At 71.2% G+C, this 18426-nt stretch carries 19 protein-coding genes; 6 read left to right on the forward strand and 13 right to left on the reverse strand.

The window, feature by feature from the left end; translation table 11 throughout:
• Positions 1-1188 carry an ROK family transcriptional regulator gene (locus JAP66_RS14465; RefSeq protein WP_199432238.1) on the forward strand — a complete coding sequence of 396 codons (1188 nt, stop codon included), beginning with the start codon at positions 1-3 and terminating at the stop codon, positions 1186-1188.
• On the opposite strand, the gene JAP66_RS14470 is transcribed toward JAP66_RS14465, so the two are convergent.
• The 5 genes from JAP66_RS14470 to JAP66_RS14490 are packed head-to-tail and all read right to left on the reverse strand — an operon-like array spanning position 1185 to position 6800.
• Complete coding sequence (locus tag JAP66_RS14470; protein WP_199432239.1) at positions 1185-2216, reverse strand: LacI family DNA-binding transcriptional regulator; 1032 nt, start codon at positions 2214-2216, stop codon at positions 1185-1187. The genes JAP66_RS14465 and JAP66_RS14470 overlap by 4 nt on opposite strands.
• Complete coding sequence (locus tag JAP66_RS14475; RefSeq protein ID WP_199432375.1) at positions 2200-3618, reverse strand: GH1 family beta-glucosidase; 1419 nt, start codon at positions 3616-3618, stop codon at positions 2200-2202. The genes JAP66_RS14470 and JAP66_RS14475 overlap by 17 nt, the downstream gene beginning before the upstream one ends.
• Before the next feature lie 12 nt (positions 3619-3630).
• On the reverse strand, positions 3631-4503 hold the full coding sequence (locus JAP66_RS14480; protein WP_199432240.1) for a carbohydrate ABC transporter permease: 873 nt from the start codon (positions 4501-4503) through the stop codon (positions 3631-3633).
• A complete protein-coding gene (locus JAP66_RS14485) occupies positions 4500-5504 on the reverse strand; it encodes a carbohydrate ABC transporter permease (protein ID WP_199432241.1) in 1005 nt (334 codons plus the stop codon). The genes JAP66_RS14480 and JAP66_RS14485 overlap by 4 nt, the downstream gene beginning before the upstream one ends.
• Before the next feature lie 6 nt (positions 5505-5510).
• On the reverse strand, positions 5511-6800 hold the full coding sequence (locus JAP66_RS14490; RefSeq protein ID WP_199432242.1) for an ABC transporter substrate-binding protein: 1290 nt from the start codon (positions 6798-6800) through the stop codon (positions 5511-5513).
• A 242-nt stretch (positions 6801-7042) separates the two neighbouring features.
• Between JAP66_RS14490 and JAP66_RS14495 the strand changes: the two genes are divergently transcribed.
• Entirely contained in the window at positions 7043-7441 is a 399-nt protein-coding gene (locus JAP66_RS14495; protein ID WP_199432376.1) for a TIGR03618 family F420-dependent PPOX class oxidoreductase, read from the forward strand.
• Positions 7442-7481: 40 nt separating this feature from the next.
• Here the strand turns inward: JAP66_RS14495 and JAP66_RS14500 are convergent, their stop codons facing one another.
• Together JAP66_RS14500 and JAP66_RS14505 are read right to left on the reverse strand one after the other, a co-directional pair.
• Entirely contained in the window at positions 7482-7829 is a 348-nt protein-coding gene (locus JAP66_RS14500; protein ID WP_199432243.1) for a nuclear transport factor 2 family protein, read from the reverse strand.
• Between the two features lie 73 nt (positions 7830-7902).
• On the reverse strand, positions 7903-8613 hold the full coding sequence (locus tag JAP66_RS14505; RefSeq protein WP_199432244.1) for an MBL fold metallo-hydrolase: 711 nt from the start codon (positions 8611-8613) through the stop codon (positions 7903-7905).
• A 114-nt stretch (positions 8614-8727) separates the two neighbouring features.
• Here JAP66_RS14505 and JAP66_RS14510 point away from each other — a divergent pair, with 114 nt between their 5' ends.
• Together JAP66_RS14510 and dprE2 are read left to right on the forward strand one after the other, a co-directional pair.
• On the forward strand, positions 8728-9135 hold the full coding sequence (locus JAP66_RS14510; protein ID WP_199432245.1) for a hypothetical protein: 408 nt from the start codon (positions 8728-8730) through the stop codon (positions 9133-9135).
• Between the two features lie 28 nt (positions 9136-9163).
• Positions 9164-9907 carry a decaprenylphospho-beta-D-erythro-pentofuranosid-2-ulose 2-reductase gene (dprE2, locus tag JAP66_RS14515; protein WP_199432246.1) on the forward strand — a complete coding sequence of 248 codons (744 nt, stop codon included), beginning with the start codon at positions 9164-9166 and terminating at the stop codon, positions 9905-9907.
• 14 nt (positions 9908-9921) lie between these two features.
• On the opposite strand, the gene fahA is transcribed toward dprE2, so the two are convergent.
• Genes fahA through JAP66_RS14540 form a run of 5 tightly spaced genes read right to left on the reverse strand, consistent with a single transcriptional unit; the run spans position 9922 to position 15724 of the window.
• Entirely contained in the window at positions 9922-11118 is a 1197-nt protein-coding gene (gene fahA, locus JAP66_RS14520) for a fumarylacetoacetase (RefSeq protein WP_199432247.1), read from the reverse strand.
• A 19-nt stretch (positions 11119-11137) separates the two neighbouring features.
• Entirely contained in the window at positions 11138-11950 is an 813-nt protein-coding gene (locus JAP66_RS14525) for a hypothetical protein (protein WP_235998999.1), read from the reverse strand.
• Entirely contained in the window at positions 11950-13146 is a 1197-nt protein-coding gene (locus JAP66_RS14530) for a homogentisate 1,2-dioxygenase (RefSeq protein ID WP_199432248.1), read from the reverse strand. The genes JAP66_RS14525 and JAP66_RS14530 overlap by 1 nt, the downstream gene beginning before the upstream one ends.
• Entirely contained in the window at positions 13121-14749 is a 1629-nt protein-coding gene (locus JAP66_RS14535) for an FAD-dependent monooxygenase (protein ID WP_199432249.1), read from the reverse strand. The genes JAP66_RS14530 and JAP66_RS14535 overlap by 26 nt, the downstream gene beginning before the upstream one ends.
• Positions 14750-14761: 12 nt before the next feature.
• Positions 14762-15724, reverse strand: coding sequence for an MBL fold metallo-hydrolase (locus tag JAP66_RS14540; protein ID WP_199432250.1), 963 nt, complete (start codon positions 15722-15724; stop codon positions 14762-14764).
• A 212-nt stretch (positions 15725-15936) separates the two neighbouring features.
• Between JAP66_RS14540 and JAP66_RS14545 the strand changes: the two genes are divergently transcribed.
• The gene (locus JAP66_RS14545) at positions 15937-16476 is read left to right on the forward strand and encodes a MarR family winged helix-turn-helix transcriptional regulator (RefSeq protein ID WP_199432251.1); all 540 of its coding nucleotides are present in this window, start codon (positions 15937-15939) and stop codon (positions 16474-16476) included.
• 122 nt (positions 16477-16598) lie between these two features.
• Here the strand turns inward: JAP66_RS14545 and JAP66_RS14550 are convergent, their stop codons facing one another.
• Positions 16599-17582, reverse strand: coding sequence for an Acg family FMN-binding oxidoreductase (locus JAP66_RS14550; protein ID WP_199432252.1), 984 nt, complete (start codon positions 17580-17582; stop codon positions 16599-16601).
• Between the two features lie 179 nt (positions 17583-17761).
• Between JAP66_RS14550 and JAP66_RS14555 the strand changes: the two genes are divergently transcribed.
• Positions 17762-18418 (forward strand): response regulator transcription factor, encoded by a 657-nt coding sequence (locus tag JAP66_RS14555; RefSeq protein ID WP_307849561.1) that lies wholly within the window; start codon positions 17762-17764, stop codon positions 18416-18418.
• The last annotated feature ends 8 nt before the right edge of the window (positions 18419-18426 follow it).

An 18426-nucleotide genomic window follows, 5' to 3' on the forward strand; every position in this document is an offset into this window, starting at 1 on the left:
GTGACCCAGCCCCGGCCCGCCGGCCAGCACACCGTGCGCCGGCACAACAGCGCCCTCGTGCTGGGTGCCATCGCCACCGCTCCCGGAATCTCGCGCGCCGGTGTCGCTGCGCGCACCGGGCTCACCAAGGCGACGGTGTCCAGCCTCGTCGACCGGCTCATCGGGGCCGGCCTCGTCCACGATGCCGGGCCGGAGCAGCGGCCGGGCCCGGGCCGGCGTGGCACGTCGCTGTCACTGTCCCCCGCCGGGCCGCACGGGCTCGGCGTGGAGATCGGCGTCGACTACCTCGCCACCTGCCTGGTCGATCTGACCGGCGCGGTGCGGCACGAGCGGATCCGGCCCGTCGACAACCGGTTCCGCCCCGTGGCCGACGTCTGCACCGATGTCGCCGCGGCACTGGACGAGGAGCTGCGCGAGGCCGCCGGTGCGCAGGTCACGGTCGGCGGCATCGGCGTCGCGGTACCCGGTCTCGTCGAGGCCTCGACCGGGCTGCTGCGCCGCGCACCCAACCTGGACTGGCACGACGTCGACATCCCGGCGGAGCTCCGCGGCCGGGTGAGCCTGCCGGACGCCGCGATCCTCGTCGGCAACGAGGCCAACTTCGCCGCGCTCGCCGAGCTCTGGACGGGCGGGCACGACGACCTGCACGACTTCGTGCACGTGTCCGGGGAGATCGGCATCGGCGCCGGGATCGTCATCGGCGCGGAGCTCTTCAGCGGCGTGCGCGGCTTCGGTGGCGAGCTCGGGCACTTCCCGGTCGACTCGGACGGGCCCCACTGCCCGTGCGGGGCGCGGGGCTGCCTCGAACGGCTCGCGGGCCAGGACGCGATCCTCGAGCGGGCAGGCGCTGCCGATCTGGACGCGCTGCTCGACCGGCTAGCCACCGGGGACGGCGCCGCGACGGGCGCCGCGCGGCACGCCGCCGCCCGCCTCGGCATCGCTCTGTCCAGCGTGGTCAACCTGCTCGACGTGCCGGCCGTGGTGCTCGGGGGCACGTACGCGCGCCTCTACCCGTGGCTGGCGGAGCCGTTGCGGGCAGAGCTCGGCGCGCGGGTGCTGAGCGCGTCGTGGTCGCCGGTCGGCGTCGTGTGCTCCACGCTCGGCACCGAGGCCGCCGTCCGCGGCGCCGCCGCCTCGGCCGTGCGCGCGATCGTCGCCGATCCCGACGCCTTCATGGACGGCCGTTAGGCGGAGTCGCGGACGATGAGTTCGGTGGGCAGCAGGATCGACGGCGGCAGGTGTTCCTCCCCCGCCAGCTGCGCGAGCAGCCGCCAGGTCAGCGTTCGGCCGAACTCCTCGACCGGCTGGCGGACCGTGGTGAGCCGCGGCGTCACCGAGGTCGCGAACACCGAGTCGTCGAAGCCGACCACGGCGACGTCAGCCGGGATCCGCCTGCCCCGCTGGGCGAGCTCCCGCATGGCCCCGACCGCGATGATGTCGGCGGCGGCGAAGACCCCGTCCACGTCCGGGTAGCGTTCCAGCAGCTCGGCCATCGCGGCTGCGCCGCCGTCCACGGAGAAGTCGCTGTGCACGATGGCGTCGGTGGGCAGCCCGGCCTCCGACAGGCCGCGCCGCCAGCCCACCAGGCGGTCGATGCCGACGGCCATGTCCTCGGGACCGGCGATCGTCGCGATCCGGCCGCGTCCCGCCGAGACCAGGTGCCGCGCCGCCAGCAGCCCGCCCGTGAAGTTGTCGGAGTCGACGTAGGGCACGTTCGCGTCACCGAGCGGACGCCCGCCCGCGACGACGGGCAGGCCCGCCGCCGCCAGCCGCTGCGGCAGCGGGTCGCTGCCGTGCATGCTCACCACCAGCGCCCCGTCGACGTGCCCGCTGCACAGGTAGCTCTCCAGCTGGGCACCGTCGTCGTCCTCCGCCAGCATCATCAGCACGAGCTGCCGGTTGCCGCTGAGCCCCGCGTGGATACCGCGCAGCACGCCGGCGAAGAAGGGGTCGCCGAACACGCGGTCGCCGGGCTCGGAGACCACCAGCGCGATCGAGTTGGTGCGCCGCGTGACCAGGCTGCGTGCCGCCTCGTTGGGTACGTAGCGCAGGGTCTCGATGGCCCGGTTCACCGCCTCGCGGGCACGCCCGCTGACGCCGGGCAGCTCGTTGATCACCCTGGAGACGGTGGACCGGGACACGCCTGCCGCCCGCGCCACCGCTTCCAGCGTCGGCGTGCCCCGATCCTCGATCGTCGCGTCAACGGGCTCGGTCATCGCTCTCCTGCCGCAGGCCGTTGTCCTTCATCACCCGCGAATACCATGACGCACTCGCTTTCGGGGTCCTGCGCTGGGTGTTGAAGTCCACGTGCACGAGGCCGAACCGTTTCGCGTAGCCCTCCGCCCACTCGAAGTTGTCCAGCAGCGACCAGTGGAAGTACCCGCGCAGGTCCACCCCCCGCTCGATCGCCGCATGGGCGGCCCGCAGGTGCGCGTCGATGAACGCGACCCGGTCGGTGTCCTCGATCGTGCCCTCGGCCGTCAGCCGGTCCGGGAACGCCGCGCCGTTCTCGGTGATGTAGAGCGGCAGCCGCGGGTACTCCTCGTGCAGGCGCAGCAGCAGGCCGGTCAACTCCCCGGCGTTGATGTCCCAGCCCGAGTCCGTCTGGGGCAGCCCGCGCTTCGGGAAGCTCACGGTCTCCGCGCCGACCCATTCCGACGGCCGCCCGGACCTCTCGTCCGGCTTCGCCGACACGTTCAGGTCGCGGTAGTAGTTGATGCCGAGCATGTCCAGCGGCGCCCCGATGATCTCGAGGTCTCCCGGTGCGATCAGTTCGGGCAGGCCGAACGGCGCCAGGTCGCCGAGCACGTCCTCCGGGTAACCGCCGTGCAGCAGCGGGTCGAGGAAGATCCGGTTCTGCAGGCCGTCGATCCGGCGGCCCATCTCGACATCGGCCGGGTCATCCGGGTCCGCGACGTTCACCGGGAACAGGTTGAGCGTGACGCCCGCCGCGGCGCGGGGTGCTTGCTCGCGGATCACCGCCGTGGCCAGGCCGTGCGCGAGCAGCAGGTGATGGGTCGCGGCGACCGCCGCACGCGGCTCTGTGCGGCCCGGCGCGTGCCGTCCCGACCCGTAGCCGAGGAACGCCGAGCACCACGGCTCGTTCAGCGTCGTCCAGCTCTCGACGCGGTCACCGAGCCGCTCCAGTACCGCCGAGGCGTACTCGGCGAACCGGTACGCCGTGTCCCGGTTCCGCCAGCCGCCGTGTTCCTCCAGAGCCTGCGGCAGATCCCAGTGGTACAGGGTCGGCCACGGCGTGATGCCCGCGTTCAGCAGCGTGTCCACCAGCCGCTCGTAGAAGTCGAGCCCGGCCGGGTTCACGTCGGCGCCGTCCGGCCGCACTCGCGGCCAGGCGATCGAGAACCGGTAGGCACCCACGCCGAGCTCACCCATCAGCTCGACGTCGGCAGGCATCCGGCGGTAGTGATCCGCGCCCGGTTCCCCGGTGTCGCCGCCGGCCACCTTCCCTGGCCGCTCGCAGAACGCGTCCCAGATGGACGGGGCTCGTCCATCCATTGTGGTCGCTCCCTCGATCTGGAACGCCGCGGTCGAGACACCCCAGAGGAAGTTGTCTGGAAAGGCAGGTTCGGCAACGGCCGGAGCGGCCTCTGCACGCACAATGGACACGTTCTATCCCTTCACAGCACCTTGCATGATCCCGGCCACGATGTGGCGGCCGAGAACGACGAACACGACGAGGATCGGAATGGTCGCCAGCGTGGTGCCGGCGAGGACGAGCGAGTAGTCCACGTAGTAGCCGCTCTGGAGCTTCTCCAGCGCCACCTGGACGGTCGGGTTGTCGGCGTTGAGCGCGACCAGCGGCCACAGGAAGTCGTTCCACGACGTCATGAACGTGAACATGCCGAGGAACGCCGCGGCCGGGCGCACGGCGGGCAGGCACACGTGCCACACCACCCGGAGCATCGAGCAGCCGTCGGCCCTGGCCGCCTCGATCAGCTCGTACGGCACCGCCTGCACGGTGTACTGCCGCATCCAGAACACGCCGATCGCGGTGACCAGGTTCGGCACGATGACCGCCTGCAGTTGGTTCGCCCAGCCGAACTCCGCCATCGCCATGTAGAGCGGGATGATGCCGAGCTGCGTCGGTACCGCCAGCGTGGCGACGACGAGGACGAAGAGCACGTTGCGGCCACGGAAGCGCAGCTTGGCGAACGCGAAACCGGCCAGGGTGGAGAACAGCACCGTCGAGACGGTCACGGAGCCGGACACGATGATGCTGTTGCCGAGCGCCTTCCAGAACTCCACGGTGTCGAAGACACGCTGGGCGTTGGCGAAGAAGTTGCCGCCGGGAACCAGCGGGGGGATCGCCTCGGTGAGCATCGAACTGTCCCGGCTGGCCACGAGGAACGACCAGTAGAAGGGAAAGATCGAGCCGAGCACCCAGGCCACGAGCAGGCCGTAGACCGAGAAGTTCGCCCGGCCGAGCCGGCCGCCGGTGTCCCGCGTGACCCGCCGGAACGGCAGCGGGAACGTGGTGGTCATCGCTTGGCCTCCCCGGTGGTGGCGATCCGCCTGGTGAGCAGGAAGTTGATCAGTGCGACCACGATGATCACGAGGAACAGCACCCAGGCGATCGCGGAGGCGTAGCCGAGGTCCTCGCGTTCGAACGCCGACTGGTACATGTAGAGCGTGATCGTCTGGAACTGGTTGGTCGCTCCGCCGTTGTTCGATCCCGGCATGGCGTCGAACAGCTTCGGCTCGGTGAAGATCTGCAGGCCACCGATCGTCGAGGTGATGACGACGAAGATCAGCGTCGGCCGCAGCATCGGCAGCGTGACGTGGAAGAACCGCCGCAGCGCGCCGGCGCCGTCCACCACGGCGGCCTCGTTGACCTCCTGGGGGATGGCCTGCATCGCCGCGAGGACGATCAGCGCGTTGTAGCCGGTCCAGCGCCAGTTCACCATGATCGCGATCGCCACGTGGCTGGAGAAACGGTCGGCCTGCCAGTCGACCCGGTCCAGGCCGACCACCTCCAGCAAGCCGTTGACCAGCCCGAAGTTCGGGCCGAACAGGTTGGCGAAGATGATCCCGATCGCGACCAGGCTCGCCACGTACGGCATCAGCACGCCCACCCGCCAGCCGGTCGGCAGGCGAAGCCTGGTGTTGAGCAGCGCGGCCAGCAGCACAGCCATCACGATCTGCGGCCCGCTGGAGAGCACGAAGATGCTGACGGTGTTGACCAGCGTCTTCCAGAACTGCGCGTCGCCCATGAGCTCGACGTAGTTCTCCAGGCCGATGAACGACGGGTTGTCGTCGATCAGATCCCAGTCGAACAGCGACACCCAGACGGTGTAGAGCAGTGGGAAGAGGCCGGCGATTCCGAAGATGACGAAGAACGGTGCCACGTAGAGGTACGGCGAGAACCGCACATCCCACCGGCTCAGCCGGCGGCGCCACCTGCTGGGCGCCCCGGCCTCGCCGGTGGGAGCCGGCGACTCGCTCGTCGTCCGCTCTGCGCGGCCGGCGTCGAGGTCCGTGCTCACGCGTGCTTACCGCGCGATCTGCTTGGCGGCGTCGACGAACTGCCGCCAGCCTTCTTCTGGAGACTTGCCCTGCTCGACCGCCTGCAGCGCCGGGCTGGACGCGTTCTCCTGGATCTTGCCGTCGCCCGGACCCTTGTACTGGGCGTGGCTCACCTTGCGTGCCTGCTCGGCGAACAGCGCACCGTCGTTGATCCCGTCGAAGTACTCGTTGGTGGCGGACAGCAGGTCCGGTGACTCCAGCGCCTCGACCTGGCTCGGGAAGACGCCCTTCGCCTTGAACGCCTTGATCTGCTGCTCCGGTTCGGTGAGCCAGGCGGCGAACTCGGCCGCCTCCTCGGGGTGCTCGCTCTGGGTGGGCACGGTGAGGTACGAGCCGCCCCAGTTGCCACCGCCGCCGGGGAACGCGTCGGTCACCGCCCACTTGCCGGCATGCTCAGTGCCGGCCTGCTCCTCGATCACGCCGAGCATCCACGCCGGGCAGGTCTTGGTCGCGAACGCCGAGCTCTTGAAGCCGCTGTTCCACTCGTTGCTGAAGGCCACCAGCCCCGCGGACTGCCCTCGCTCACCCGCCGCGGTGACCTTGTCCCAGTTCTCCTTGATCTTCGTGTTGGTCTCCACGACCAGGTTGTCCTCGCGGTCGAAGAACCCGGTCTCGAGCTGGTTGTGCATCGCGTTGAAGATCTGCGCGCCGGAGTCGTACCAGGCGACACCGTCGGAGGCCTGGACGAACCGGTCACCGGCCTCGAAGTAGCTGTCCCAGGTCTCGAACAGCGGTTTGACGCCCTCCGGGTCGGATGGCAGTCCGGCCGCCTCGAAGAGATCCTTCCGGTAGCACATGGCGAGCGGCCCGATGTCGGTGCCGTAGCCGACGAGCTTGCCGTCCTTGTCCCTGCCCGCCTCGTACTTCCAGTCGAGCCAGCGGTCGGGCGAGACGCTCTCGGGACCGATCTCCGAAAGGTCGTTGAACCGGCTCGACTTGGCGAGGACGTCGGAAAGGTGACCTTCCTCCACCGCCATCACGTCGTCGAGCCCGGAACCGGCGCCCAGCTTGGTGAACAGCGCCTGGTGGTAGGGCCCGCCCTGGCCGGTCTGGTGGGGAACGATCTTGATGTTGGGATGTGCCGCCTCGTACTCGGCGTAGAGCTCCTCGTACCCGAACTCGCCGAAGGTGCCGATCGAGAGCTCGATCTGCTCGCCCTGGCCGCCTGCGCCGTCGCCTTCACCGCCGTCACCGGCGTCGCCGGAACCGCCGCAGGCGGTCAGCAGCAACGCTGCGGTGGTGACGACCGAGGTCAAGGCGAATACGTGTCTCCGCTGGTGTCGCACGGTAACCCCTCGTTGGGCTTGTGGGTGGGAGTGGCCACGAAACTGGGAGCGCTCCCAGTCACAAGGTGAGCCTGCACCTCACCCGTTCGGGTGTCAACCGTCCGTTTCCTAGGCGTTACCTGGCGGTCGGGCAGCTGTCCACCGTTAATCGATCACCAGAACTGGGAGCGCTCTCAACAAGAGGTGGTCACGTTAGGCTCGCCCACATGCCGATGCCTCCCACACCCGCGAGCGACGAGGTCCGAGAGTTCTGGCGCGAGTGGCACCTGAGCACGCTCACCACCCTGCGCCCTGACGGCCGCCCGCATGTGGTGCCGGTCGGCGTGACCGTCGACGAGGAGTTCGGAATCGCCAGGGTGATCTGCTCACGGGACAGCGTGAAGGCGCGAAACGTGCGCGCCGCCGGCGCCGGGGGCGCCCCGGTGGCGCTCAGCCAGGTCGACCGCCGCCGCTGGTCCACGCTGGAGGGCCGGGCGCTGGTCCGGGACGATCCGGACTCCGTGCGCCAGGCCGAGGACCGGTACGCGGTGCGCTACCAGCGGCGGCCCCGGGTCAACCCGCAGCGCGTGGTCATCGAGATCGCGATCGAGCGCAGACTCGGCATGGCCTGAGGTCGTGAGTGGCTACGCGAGTTAGAACACTGTTACGCACTCACGACTGTGCGTCCGGAACCCGGCCGCCGAAGAAGACCTGGGTCTCGACGATCCGGCCGTCGCGCACGGTGAGGACCTCGGTGTTGCGGTGCCGCTCGCCGGTGCGCAGCTGGTACTCGTAGAGCACGAAGACGTCGTCGCCGTCGGTCGGTGTCACGTGCAGCAGCTCCTGCGTCACCAGCCGCCCGGCGGTGGGAAAGCAGCGCTCGAAGAACGCCGCCCGATCGATGTGGTCGTCCTGCGGGCTGGTGAAGACGAAGTCCTCGGCGATGAGCGACTCGGCGGCAGCCCGGTCCTGGGCGAGGTAGCTGGCGAAGCACGCCCTGACGACATCGGCGTTAGTCATCTCGGTCTCTCCATTCGGTCGAATCGCGCCACTGCATGGACAGACCTCACCGGGCCGGCGAAATAACCGGCGCTCAGCCGCCGAACATCATCCGCCACTCGTCGAGCGAGCGCGGGCGGAACACGAAGTTGCTGCCGCGCACCTCCGACAGCGCCGCCGACGGCTCGGCCGAGTACATGTGGCCCGGATACACCACCGGGTCACCGGAGAGCCCCGCCAGCCACTGCAGGCTCCGGTACATCGCGTCCGCGTCGCCGCCGGGGAAGTCGGTGCGGCCACACCCTTCGAGGAACAGCGTGTCACCGGCCACCAGCCGCCCGTCCACCAGGAAGCACTGGCTGCCGGGCGTGTGTCCAGGCGTGTGCAGCAGTCGCACGCCGACGTCACCCACCTCGAAGAGGTCGTCGTGCTCGTGCGCCACGAGGTCGCTCGCCGAGACGCCGGTGGTGCGGCGGACCCAGTCCGCCTCCTCCCGGTTGACGTGCACCGGCACCTGTTCGCGGGCGAGCAGCTCGGCGAGCCCGGGCAGCGGGTGGCCCATCAGGTCGCCGCCGACGTGGTCGGGATGGTGGTGGGTCACCAGCACGCCGGCCAGCCGCATGTCGTCGGCCGCAAGCGCGTCGAGCAGGTCGCCGACCGCGTAGGCAGGGTCCACCACGATCGCCTCGCGGGTCTCCGGGTCACCGAGCAGGTAGGCGAAGTTGCGCATCTGCGTGGCAACCGGGTCGCCCACCGCGAAGTCGCGCCCGGACAGCAGCTGCCGGAAGTACAGACGGTCGGCCATGACCGCGATGGTAACGGCACCGTGTGTGCTCGCGTCGCCGGACGGTGACACGCGTTCGGTAGTCCGGGTGCGACAATCCGTGGCCCCTGGCCCCCACGCGGAAGGGAGCGTCCGTTGCGCCGCGCGGCTCTCCTCGCACTGGTGACGCTCGTGCTGCTCGCCGCGGGCACGGCGAGCCAGGCGTTCGGCCCGGTACCGCTCCCGGCCGCCGATCCGGCCGGGCCGCACCGGATCCACATCACGGTCTCCGGACCGGCCGACGCGCTGATGCAGGTGGTCCGGGGCCAGACACGGACGCAGGTGGCCCTGCGGGGCGAGCCGTTCGACTTCGAGTTCACCGAGCCGCATCGCCCGGACGGGTACCCGGACATCGCCGTGCACGCCATGAGCACCCTGCCGTCCCCCGAACCGCTGACCTGCCGGATCGAGGTCGACGGCGTGACCGTCGCCGAGCAGTCGGTGACCGAGCCGGGCGCGTCCGGCCGGGCCGAGGTGAGCTGCGAGATCCCCGCGTCGATCTGACTCACGGGCTGCGGCAGACTCGACGCCCGTGAACGGATCGGTGGTGGTGCTCGGCGGGCGCAGCGAGATCGGGCTGGCGGTGGCGACCCGGCTGGCCCGGCAGGGCGCCGGTAGCTTCGTGCTGGCGGCCCGGCGCAGCGGAGACCTCGACGCCGAGGAGGCCGCGCTGCGGGAGGCGGGCGCCGGCACGGTCGCGCGGGTCGAGTTCGACGCGGACGACGTCGAGCGGCAGCACGAGGTGCTGGCCGGCATCCTCCGCGAGCACGGTCCGGTGGACGTGGTGATCACTGCGTTCGGCGTGCTCGGCGACCAGGCGCGGGCGGAGCGGGACGCGGCCCACGCGCTGGCGATCGTGCACACCGACTACACCGCCCACGTCGGCGTCCTGACGCACCTGGCCAAGCTGCTCCGCGAGCAGGGACACGGCAGGCTGGTCGTGTTCTCGTCGGTGGCCGGGGTGCGGGTGCGCCGCGCGAACTACGTGTACGGCTCGGCCAAGGCCGGGCTCGACGGGTTCGCGAGCGGGCTTTCCGACGCGCTCGCCGGCAGCGGGGTACGGCTGCTGCTGGTACGGCCCGGTTTCGTCGTCGGCCGGATGACCGAGGGCATGAAGCCCGCGCCGTTCTCCAGCACGCCCGCCCAGGTCGCCGACGCGGCCGTGACGGCGCTGCGCCGGGGTCGCCACGTCGTGTGGGTGCCGCCGGTACTGCGCCCGCTCTTCGCGGTGCTGCGGCTGCTCCCCCGGCCGCTCTGGCGCCGCCTCCCCCGCTGAGCGGCGCAGACGGCTCAGGGGGCCGGCAGGATGCGGCCGGTGACCTCGCCGAAGCCGATGCGCTCGCCGCCGCGGCCGGGCGCGGTCGCGGTGATGGTCACCTCGTCGCCGTCCTCCAGGAAGCCGCGCGTGCTGCCGTCCGCCAGCGTCAGCGGCTGCCTGCCGCCCCACGACAGTTCCAGCAGCGAGCCGTACTGATCCGGCCCCGGGCCGGACACCGTGCCGGACGCGTACAGGTCGCCCGTGCGCGTGGACGCGCCGTTGACGGTCAGGTGCGCCAGCATCTGCGCGGGCGTCCAGTACATCGACGAGAACGGCGGCCTGGACACCACCTCGCCGTTCAGCCGGATCTCCAGCGCGAGGTCCAGCGCCCAGTCCCCGGCGTCGGCGAGGTAGGGCAGCGGCTCGGGGTCGCGCGGCGGCGGTGCCACCCTGGCATGCTCCAGCGCGTCGAGCGGCACGAGCCACGGCGAGACGGAGGTGGCGAAGGACTTGCCCAGGAACGGGCCGAGGGGCACGTACTCCCACGCCTGCAGGTCCCGCGACGACCAGTCGTTGACCAGGCAGACGCCGAACACGTGCTCGGCGAAGTCCTTGACCTCGACCGGCCGGCCCGGCGCGGAGCCGGCGCCGACGACGAAGCCCACCTCGGCCTCGATGTCCAGCCTGCGTGAGGGGCCGAAGACCGGCGCGGCCTCGTCCGGCGGCTTGCGCTGACCCCGGGGCCGGGTGACCGGTGTGCCGGAGACGACCACGGTCCCGGAGCGGCCGTGGTAGCCGATCGGCAGGTGCTTCCAGTTCGGCGTGAGCGGCTCCGAGTCCGGCCGGAAGATCCGCCCCACGTTCGTCGCGTGCTGTTCGCTGGCGTAGAAGTCGACGTAGTCCGCGACCTCGAACGGCAGGTGCAGCGTGACACCGGCCAGCGGATGCAGTGCCGGTTCGACGACGGCCCGGTGCCGTTCGTCGGTGAGCAGTTCGGTGAGCCGGGCCCGGGTGCTCGCCCAGCGCTGCCTGCCGGTCGCCAGGAACTCGTTCAGCGAGGGTCGGGCGAAGACCGGATCGTCCAGCGCGGCGGCCAGGTCGAGCACCTGGTCACCGACCCGGACACCGGCCCGGGGCTGCCCGGCCGGAGGCGAGAACACCCCGTAGGGCAGGTTGGCCACGCCGAACGGCGTGCCGGCCGGAAGTGCGAGCCAGGATTCGAGTGCCAAGGTTCCTCCGTGTTCGTGCTCAGGGCTGGTCGAGCAGTCCGAGTGCCGACAGGTCGCGCACCGGGTCCAGCACGCTGCACGTGCCGAACGACACGAACGACGACCGGGCGCCGTCCGTCAGCTCGCGGAGACCGTCCGCGACGGCCGGTCCCGAACGCTCGGCGAGCAGTGTGGCGACCTCCGCGGTCCCGGCACCGCGCCGGGCGGCGTCGGTGGCGAGCAGCACGTTGCCGAACCCGTGCTGCTCGAATCCGGTGGCATTGTCGGTATGCCGCACCGCGTGATGCAGTCCCGCCGTGCACTTGAACGGGATCTCCCGCGTCACGGCGGCGACGATCGCCCCGGCCAGCTCGCGCTCGTCGGGGTGCGCCTGCGCGCTGACGCCACCGGTACGGAACTTCGCCCGCTGGCCGGTACCGGCCAGCTCGTCCAGTGTGGACTCACGCCGTTCGTCGCGGGGAACCTCGACGTAGCCGGTGACACCGGCGGGCAGCTGCTCGGCGAGGGCGGCGACGAGCCGCGCCGCCGACTGCCCGGGTGGCAGGGCGACCTCCACCGCGACCAGCCGGACCCCGTCGATTCCGGACACAGTCCGGAGCGTGCCGGCCAGTTCGGCGGGTCCGGCGGGGATCGTCACGCTCAGCTCGATCGGCCGGTCGTCCAGCACGGCAGGCAGCTCGTCCAGCCGTGGCGCCGGGAACACGAACGGTCCCACCAGTGCGGCGTAGGAGGCCGTGTGGTGGCCGTGGTGTGCGGGCACCGCCTCGGCCAGAGGGGCCTCGCCGGGCGGAAAGAGCGCCGCGTCGTCGAGCAGCCCGTCGAACGGAGTCATCACTGCGGTCCCCGGCCCGCCCATGTCCACGCGTAGCCGGGGTCCTCGGCCGCCCTGGCACCCTCGCCGAGCTGCAACGGCTGGAACGTGTCGACCATGACGGCGAGCTCGTCGAAGAACTCCACCCCGATGCTGCGCTCGTACGCGCCGGGCTGCGGGCCGTGCGAATGGCCGCCGGGATGCAGCGAGATGGAGCCCTGGCCGATGCCCGAGCCCTTGCGCGCGCCGTAGTCTCCGCCGCAGTAGAACATCACCTCATCTGAGTCCACATTGGAGTGGTAGTAGGGCACGGGGATCGACAGTGGATGGTAGTCCACCTTGCGGGGGACGAAGTTGCAGATCACGAAGTTGTGCCCCTCGAACACCTGGTGCGCGGGCGGCGGCTGGTGCACGCGGCCGGTGATCGGCTCGAAGTCCGCGACGTTGAACGTGTACGGGTAGAGGCAGCCGTCCCAGCCGATGACGTCGAACGGGTGCTGCGGGTAGGTGTAGCGGGTGCCGACGATCCCGCCGGTGCCGCGGTGCTTGACCAGTACGTCCACGTCCTCGCCGTCGGCGAGCAGCGGCTCGCCCGGCCCGTGCAGGTCCCGCTCGCAGTACGGGGAGTGCTCCAGGAACTGCCCGAACTTCGACAGGTACCGCCGGGGCGGCGTGATGTGCGAGTTGGCCTCGACGCAGTAGGCCCGCAGCGGTTCGGCGCCCTGCGCGACCCACCGGTGCGTGGTAGCCCTCGGCAGCAGCACGTAGTCGCCCGCCCGCGCGGGCAGCGCGCCGAACACCGTCTCCACCAGTGCCTGCCCCGACTCGACGTACACGCACTCGTCGCCGACGGCGTTGCGGTACAGCGGCGAGGTCTCCCCCGCGACGACGTAGGAGATGCGCACGTCGGCGTTGCCGAGCACCAGCCGCCGCCCGGTCACGACGTCGTGCCGTTTCCACTCCTCGCCGCCGAACAGCTCGTGCAGCTTCAGGTGCCGCGGGCGCAGCGGGTGGTTCGCCTCGGTACTCAGGTCCGGCAGCTCCCACGTCGCCGCGTCGACGATCGCCGAAGGGATGTTGCGGTGGTAGAGCAGCGAGGAGTCGGAGGAGAAGCCCTCCTCCCCCATCAGCTCCTCGTAGTACAGGCCACCTTCAGGGGTACGGTGCTGGGTGTGCCGCTTCGGCGGCACGTCACCGACCTGTCGGTAGTACGCCATCGTGGTCCTCCTTTCCTGCGCGGGTTGCCTGGGTGCCCAGCGCGGTACGCAGGGCGGGTGCGACGGCGGCGGGCTCGCGCGGTACCGCGGCGACGTGCGCGTCGGGGCGGACCACCCACACCTCGCCGGCCCGGGCACCGAGTGCCTCGGTGAGCGTTCCGGAGTGGTCGAGCCCGGCGAGGTCGAGCACGCGCACGGGAGCGCGGACGCTGCTCGCCACCTCGACCGCCGCATCCCGGTCCGCACCCGGTGTGGTGAGCAGCAGGAAGCCGTCGCGCGCCAGTTCCCGGAACCGCTCCTCACGGCCGGCCACGCGGACGGGCGCGTCCGGCACCAGGGTGCCGGGCGCCGCGGGCGGCACCGTGCCACGCGGCGGCCTGCCCGCGAATGGGCGCCGCGGATCCGGTGTGGTCAGCGGGGAGTCCACGTACCAGAACGGCTCGGACAACCTGCCGGAGTCCACATCGGAGCGTGCCGCGTCGTCGCTGACCGCGCGGTCGAGCACCGCCAGCCGCCGCGCGCGGTCTTCCTCGGTGCGCGGCACGAGGAAGCGCATCGTGGCGCTCGTGACGTCGAGGTTCTCGACGGCGGCGGCATGCCGCTCGTCGTGGTAGCTGTCCAGCAGTGTCTCCGGCGCCCAGCCGTGCAGCACGAACGCCAGCTTCCACGCCGCGTTCTCGGCGTCGGCGACCCCGGAGTTGAGGCCGCGGGCGCCGAACGGCGCGGCCAGGTGCGCGCAGTCCCCGGCCAGCAGCACCCGGCCCGCGCGCAGGCGGTCGGCGACCCGGGAATGGAAGCGGTACACCGACTTCCACACGACCTCGTAGTCCCGCTCGCCGATGATCGCGCGGATGCGCCGGTCCAGGGTCCCGTCGGCTTCCTCGGTCGCGAGGTCGTAGTCGCCGGGAACCTGCCAGTCGATGCGGAAGGTCGAGCCGGGGCACGGATGGATGAGGACCTGCCTGCCCGGGTTCCACGCCGGATCGAAGTAGAACCGCCGCTCGGTGCTCCAGCCGGGCAGATCGGTGCGGATGTCGCAGATGAGGAAGCGGTCGTCGAAGGAGTGCCCTTCGAAGCTCACCCCGAGCAGGCCGCGGATGTCGTCGGCCCGCGCGCCCGCGCACGCCACCGCGTAGGCCGCACGCACGGTCTCGTCGCCGCAGCGCAGCTCCACCCCGCCGGAGACCTCGGTGATGGCGGTGACGCACCGGTTCCACCGGACGTCGATCAGCGGCTCGGCCGCGATGCGCTCGTCGAGGATCTCCTCGGTGCGGGCCTGGGAGACGTTGACGAACGGCGGGAAGCAGGATCGCCCGTGGTCGGGCAGCGTGTAGGCGAACAGCTCGTGGTCACGGTAGAAGGTGCGGGCGGTGGTCCAGGTGACGCCCTCTGCCGCGACCCGCCTGCCCGCGCCGACCGCCTCCCATACGTCGAGCACGTCCCGCTGCTGGCAGATCGCCTTCGACCCGATCGGATCGCGTTCCGGGCGCTTGTCGAGCAGCACCACCGGAACGCCCCAGCGTGCCAGCAGCAGCGCCGCCGTCTGTCCGACCGGTCCGTTGCCGACCACGGCGACGGGGCCTGCGTTGTGCGTCGTCGTCATCGTCGGTCCCGGTCAGTCCTGCAACCGGGCCCAGACCTCGCGGTCGCGCTCGGCGGTCCAGATGACCGGCCGCTCGATGCCGGAGAGCTCGTCCCACAGGCGGGAGACGTCGAAAGGCAGGCAGTGCTCGAAGATCGGCCAGGCGCCGTACCGGTCGTACAGCGCGGCGTGGGTCCGGTCGAACGCCTCCTTCAGCGTGCCGCCGCGCGCATGCACGGCGCCGACCTCGTCGATCATGACGCGCAGGAAGTGCCGGGTCTGCTCGATCGCCTCGTTCACCTCGGCCTGCCCCCTGCTCACCGCGCCGCGGCCGCCGACAAGCGCCTCGGCGCCGAAGGACCGTACGCGGTCCAGGGTGCCCGACGCCCAGTCGTGGTGGAAGGCGTCACCGGTGTAGAGGGCCGCCTTCGCCTCGACGAGGTCGCCGGCGAAGAGGGTCTTCTGCTTCGGCAGCCAGCCGACGATGTCGCCCTCGGTGTGGCCCCGCCCGCAGTACTGGAGCACGAGATCGCCGCGGTCGCCGCCGAGGTCGATCGTCATCCGGTCGGAGAAGGTCGCCGTCGGCCAGGTGAGGCCGGGCACGGAGTCGGCCTGCTTGGCCAGTCGTGGCATGCGGCCGAACTCGCTCTCCCAGTCCTGCTTGCCGCGCTCGGCCACCAGGGCCCTGGTGTTCTCGTGGGCGACGATCACGTCGGCGCCGAACGCCGACGCGCCGAGCACGCGCACCGCGTGGTAGTGGGAGAGAACGAGATAGCGCACCGGCTTGTCGGTGTGCTCGCGCAGCTTCGCCAGCCAGTCCCTGGCCGCCACCGGCGTCGCCATCGCCTCGAAGCAGACCAGGAAGTCCTCCCCCTCGACGGCCCCGACGTTGGGATCGCCATCCGCCGTGAGCGCGTACACGCCGTCGGCCAGCACCTCCAGCGTCTGCTCCTTCTCCCCCAGATCCGCCGATGAAGCGAAAGTCTTCTGGGCCACGGAGCACCTCCATAACGATCAAAGCTTTGATTACTCAGGTCATTTCAGGGTAGCGCCGATCACGTCCCAAGGGAAGACGAGCAGCCGGCCGTCCTCGGTGCAGGCCAGGCTCGTGAGTGCGCACACGAGTTCTAACTCGCGTGCGCACTCACGAGCGTTGACCTGCACGGCTTGTTGCGCGGGCCTCGGATTCGGGGCACTAGCCTGGGGGCATGACCGCGGAACCGGCCGGGCCGGACGAGCTCGACTACCTCTCGTTCGTCGAGTACGCGGTCAAGAAGACGAGCACCCGACTCCCGGCCATCGATGCCGAGGCGATGCGGCTCGTGCTGACCCTGCACCGGGTCACCAGCGCCCTTGTCTACGACCTCGAGTCCGCGGTGCACCGCCCGCGAGGGCTGAGCTGGCCGGGCTTCCGTGTGCTGTTCGTGCTGTGGCTGACCGGGCCGATGGAGTCCAAGCGGGTGGCCGAGCTGTCCGGGATGAGCCGGGCCGCCGTGTCCGCGCTGGTGAACACGCTCGAACGGGACGGACTGGTGTCGCGGCGGCAGGCCGACCACGACCGCCGGGCAGTGCTGCTGAGCCTCACCGACGCCGGGCGCGAGACCATCACGAACGACTACCGCGCGCACAACGAGCGCGAGCAGGCGTGGGCCGGCACGCTCAGCGAGGCCGAACGGCGAACGCTCATCGGCCTGCTGGAGAAGCTGATGGCGGGCTCCGCCGCGGCCGAGGCGAAACGCCGGTTCTGAGCGGCCGCCCGCGAACCTGGAACGGACCAGGGCGCACTGTTTCCGCAGGTCACCGCTCGTGAGTGCGTAACAGTGTTCTAACTCGCGTGCGCACTCACGAGGGGTGACCACCGCGGCGAGGGTCATTCCGGGCGGAGGAGCTCGTTGACCGAACGGCGCGGGCTCTGCGGCACCGGACCCGCCGGGTGGCCCACCCGCATCAGCAGCTGGGGGTAGCCGGAAAGGCCCAGCCGCTCGATGAGCCCGGAACGGACCTCCGACAGGTGCAGCGGCTGCGTCTGCATCGCCGCGGCGAGGCCCGTGTGCACGGCCGTCAGCCAGGTGTGCTCCGTCGCGATCCCCGCGCGCACATGATCCAACCGGGTGTCGCCCGAGGTCAGGAACAGCAGCACCGTCTCCCCGGCGAGGCGGTCGGCCAGCGCCACCGGGTCCGGCAGCGGTGTGCTCGGCCGGACGAGCCCGGCCCAGGGCAGCGGCGTCTGCGTCAGCGTGCCGCCCGCCACCCCGACACCGTGCCGGTGGGAGCGCTCGTCGCGGATCGTCCACAGTGCCAGCTCCCGCTGGTATCCGCGGTCCTGCCGCAGCACCGTCGCGGCGTAGTCGAGCAGGCCGGCCAGCGCCGCCAGCTCCGCCTCGGTGCGCAGCGCCACGACCTGCACCCCGTCCGTCCCCGGCGCGGCGAGGAGATCCTTCACGTCGTAGTCGGAGACAGACTGCTTCGCGAACGGCTGCCGGTAGCTTCGCCTGCGGGCGATCGCGGAGTAGCGGTGCAGGTCGGTGTCGGTCGGCACCAGGCCGCCGACGGCGGACACCCGCGCGATCAGGTCCCGCCGCTCCGGGTCGGGCAGCAGGGACAGCGAGGTGCGCCTGCCGAGTACGCGCATGCCGAGCTCGAGGTTCGCGATCGCGGTTCCGCACGAGATGGCGCGGTCCCGGCCGAGCGGGTCGTGGTACGGCAGTGCGAGGTCGGTCCGCTCGAAGAGCAGGGCCTCCCCGTCGGGAAGCTCCAGCGACCAGGGCTGGGTGTTGTGCACCGACGGCGCGCGGACCACGGCGCGTGCGAGCACGTCGATCTCGCCCGCCGTCCACTCCTGCGTTGCCTTCATACCTCCCACAATCCCCGCGCCGCACGCCGATTTCGCGATCCGGAAGTCATCTCGGCCAGGGACTTCCGGCCCTGGGCAGCTACTCATGGCGCGCCGCGGCGCGGCTAGGGCACAAAGTCCCTCCGGACGGCGTCGTCCGGATCATGCCCCGGTCCCCACGACCGACTACCGTGGCGAACGTGACCACACGTGTGTTCCTGGTGGACGACCACGAGATCGTGCGCCGCGGCATCGCCGACCTGCTCGACGACGAGGCCGACTTCGAGATCGTCGGCGAGGCCTCCTCGGTCCGCGAGGCGCTGGCTCGCGTCCCGGCCGCGGGCGCCGACGTCGCCGTGCTCGATGTGCGGCTGCCCGACGGCAACGGTGTCGAGTTGTGCCGCGACCTGCTGTCCCAGGTGCCCGGACTGAGCTGCCTGATGCTCACGTCCTACGCGGACGACGAGGCCCTGTTCAACGCGATCATGGCGGGCGCCTCGGGGTTCGTGCTCAAGCAGGTGCTCGGCTCCGACCTCGTCTCCGCCGTCCGCACCGTCGGCCAGGGCGGCTCGCTGCTCGACCCGCGCACCACCGCAGCGCTGATGAACCGGCTCCGCCGAGAGCGCGCCACGGCCGACCCGGTCGCGGAGCTGTCCGAGCAGGAGCGGGCGGTGTTCGACCTGATCGGTGAGGGCCTCACGAACCGGGAGATCGCGGCCCGCCTTTTCCTCGCGGAAAAGACCGTGAAGAACTACGTCTCCCGGCTGCTCGGCAAGCTGGGCATGCAACGCCGGACGCAGGCCGCGGTGCTGGCGACCGAGCTCCGTCGCGGCGGCGACACACGGCCCCGCGAGTAGCGTTCGCC

The sequence above is a fragment of the Qaidamihabitans albus genome (assembly GCF_016464705.1).
GTDB lineage: Bacteria > Actinomycetota > Actinomycetes > Mycobacteriales > Pseudonocardiaceae > Qaidamihabitans > Qaidamihabitans albus.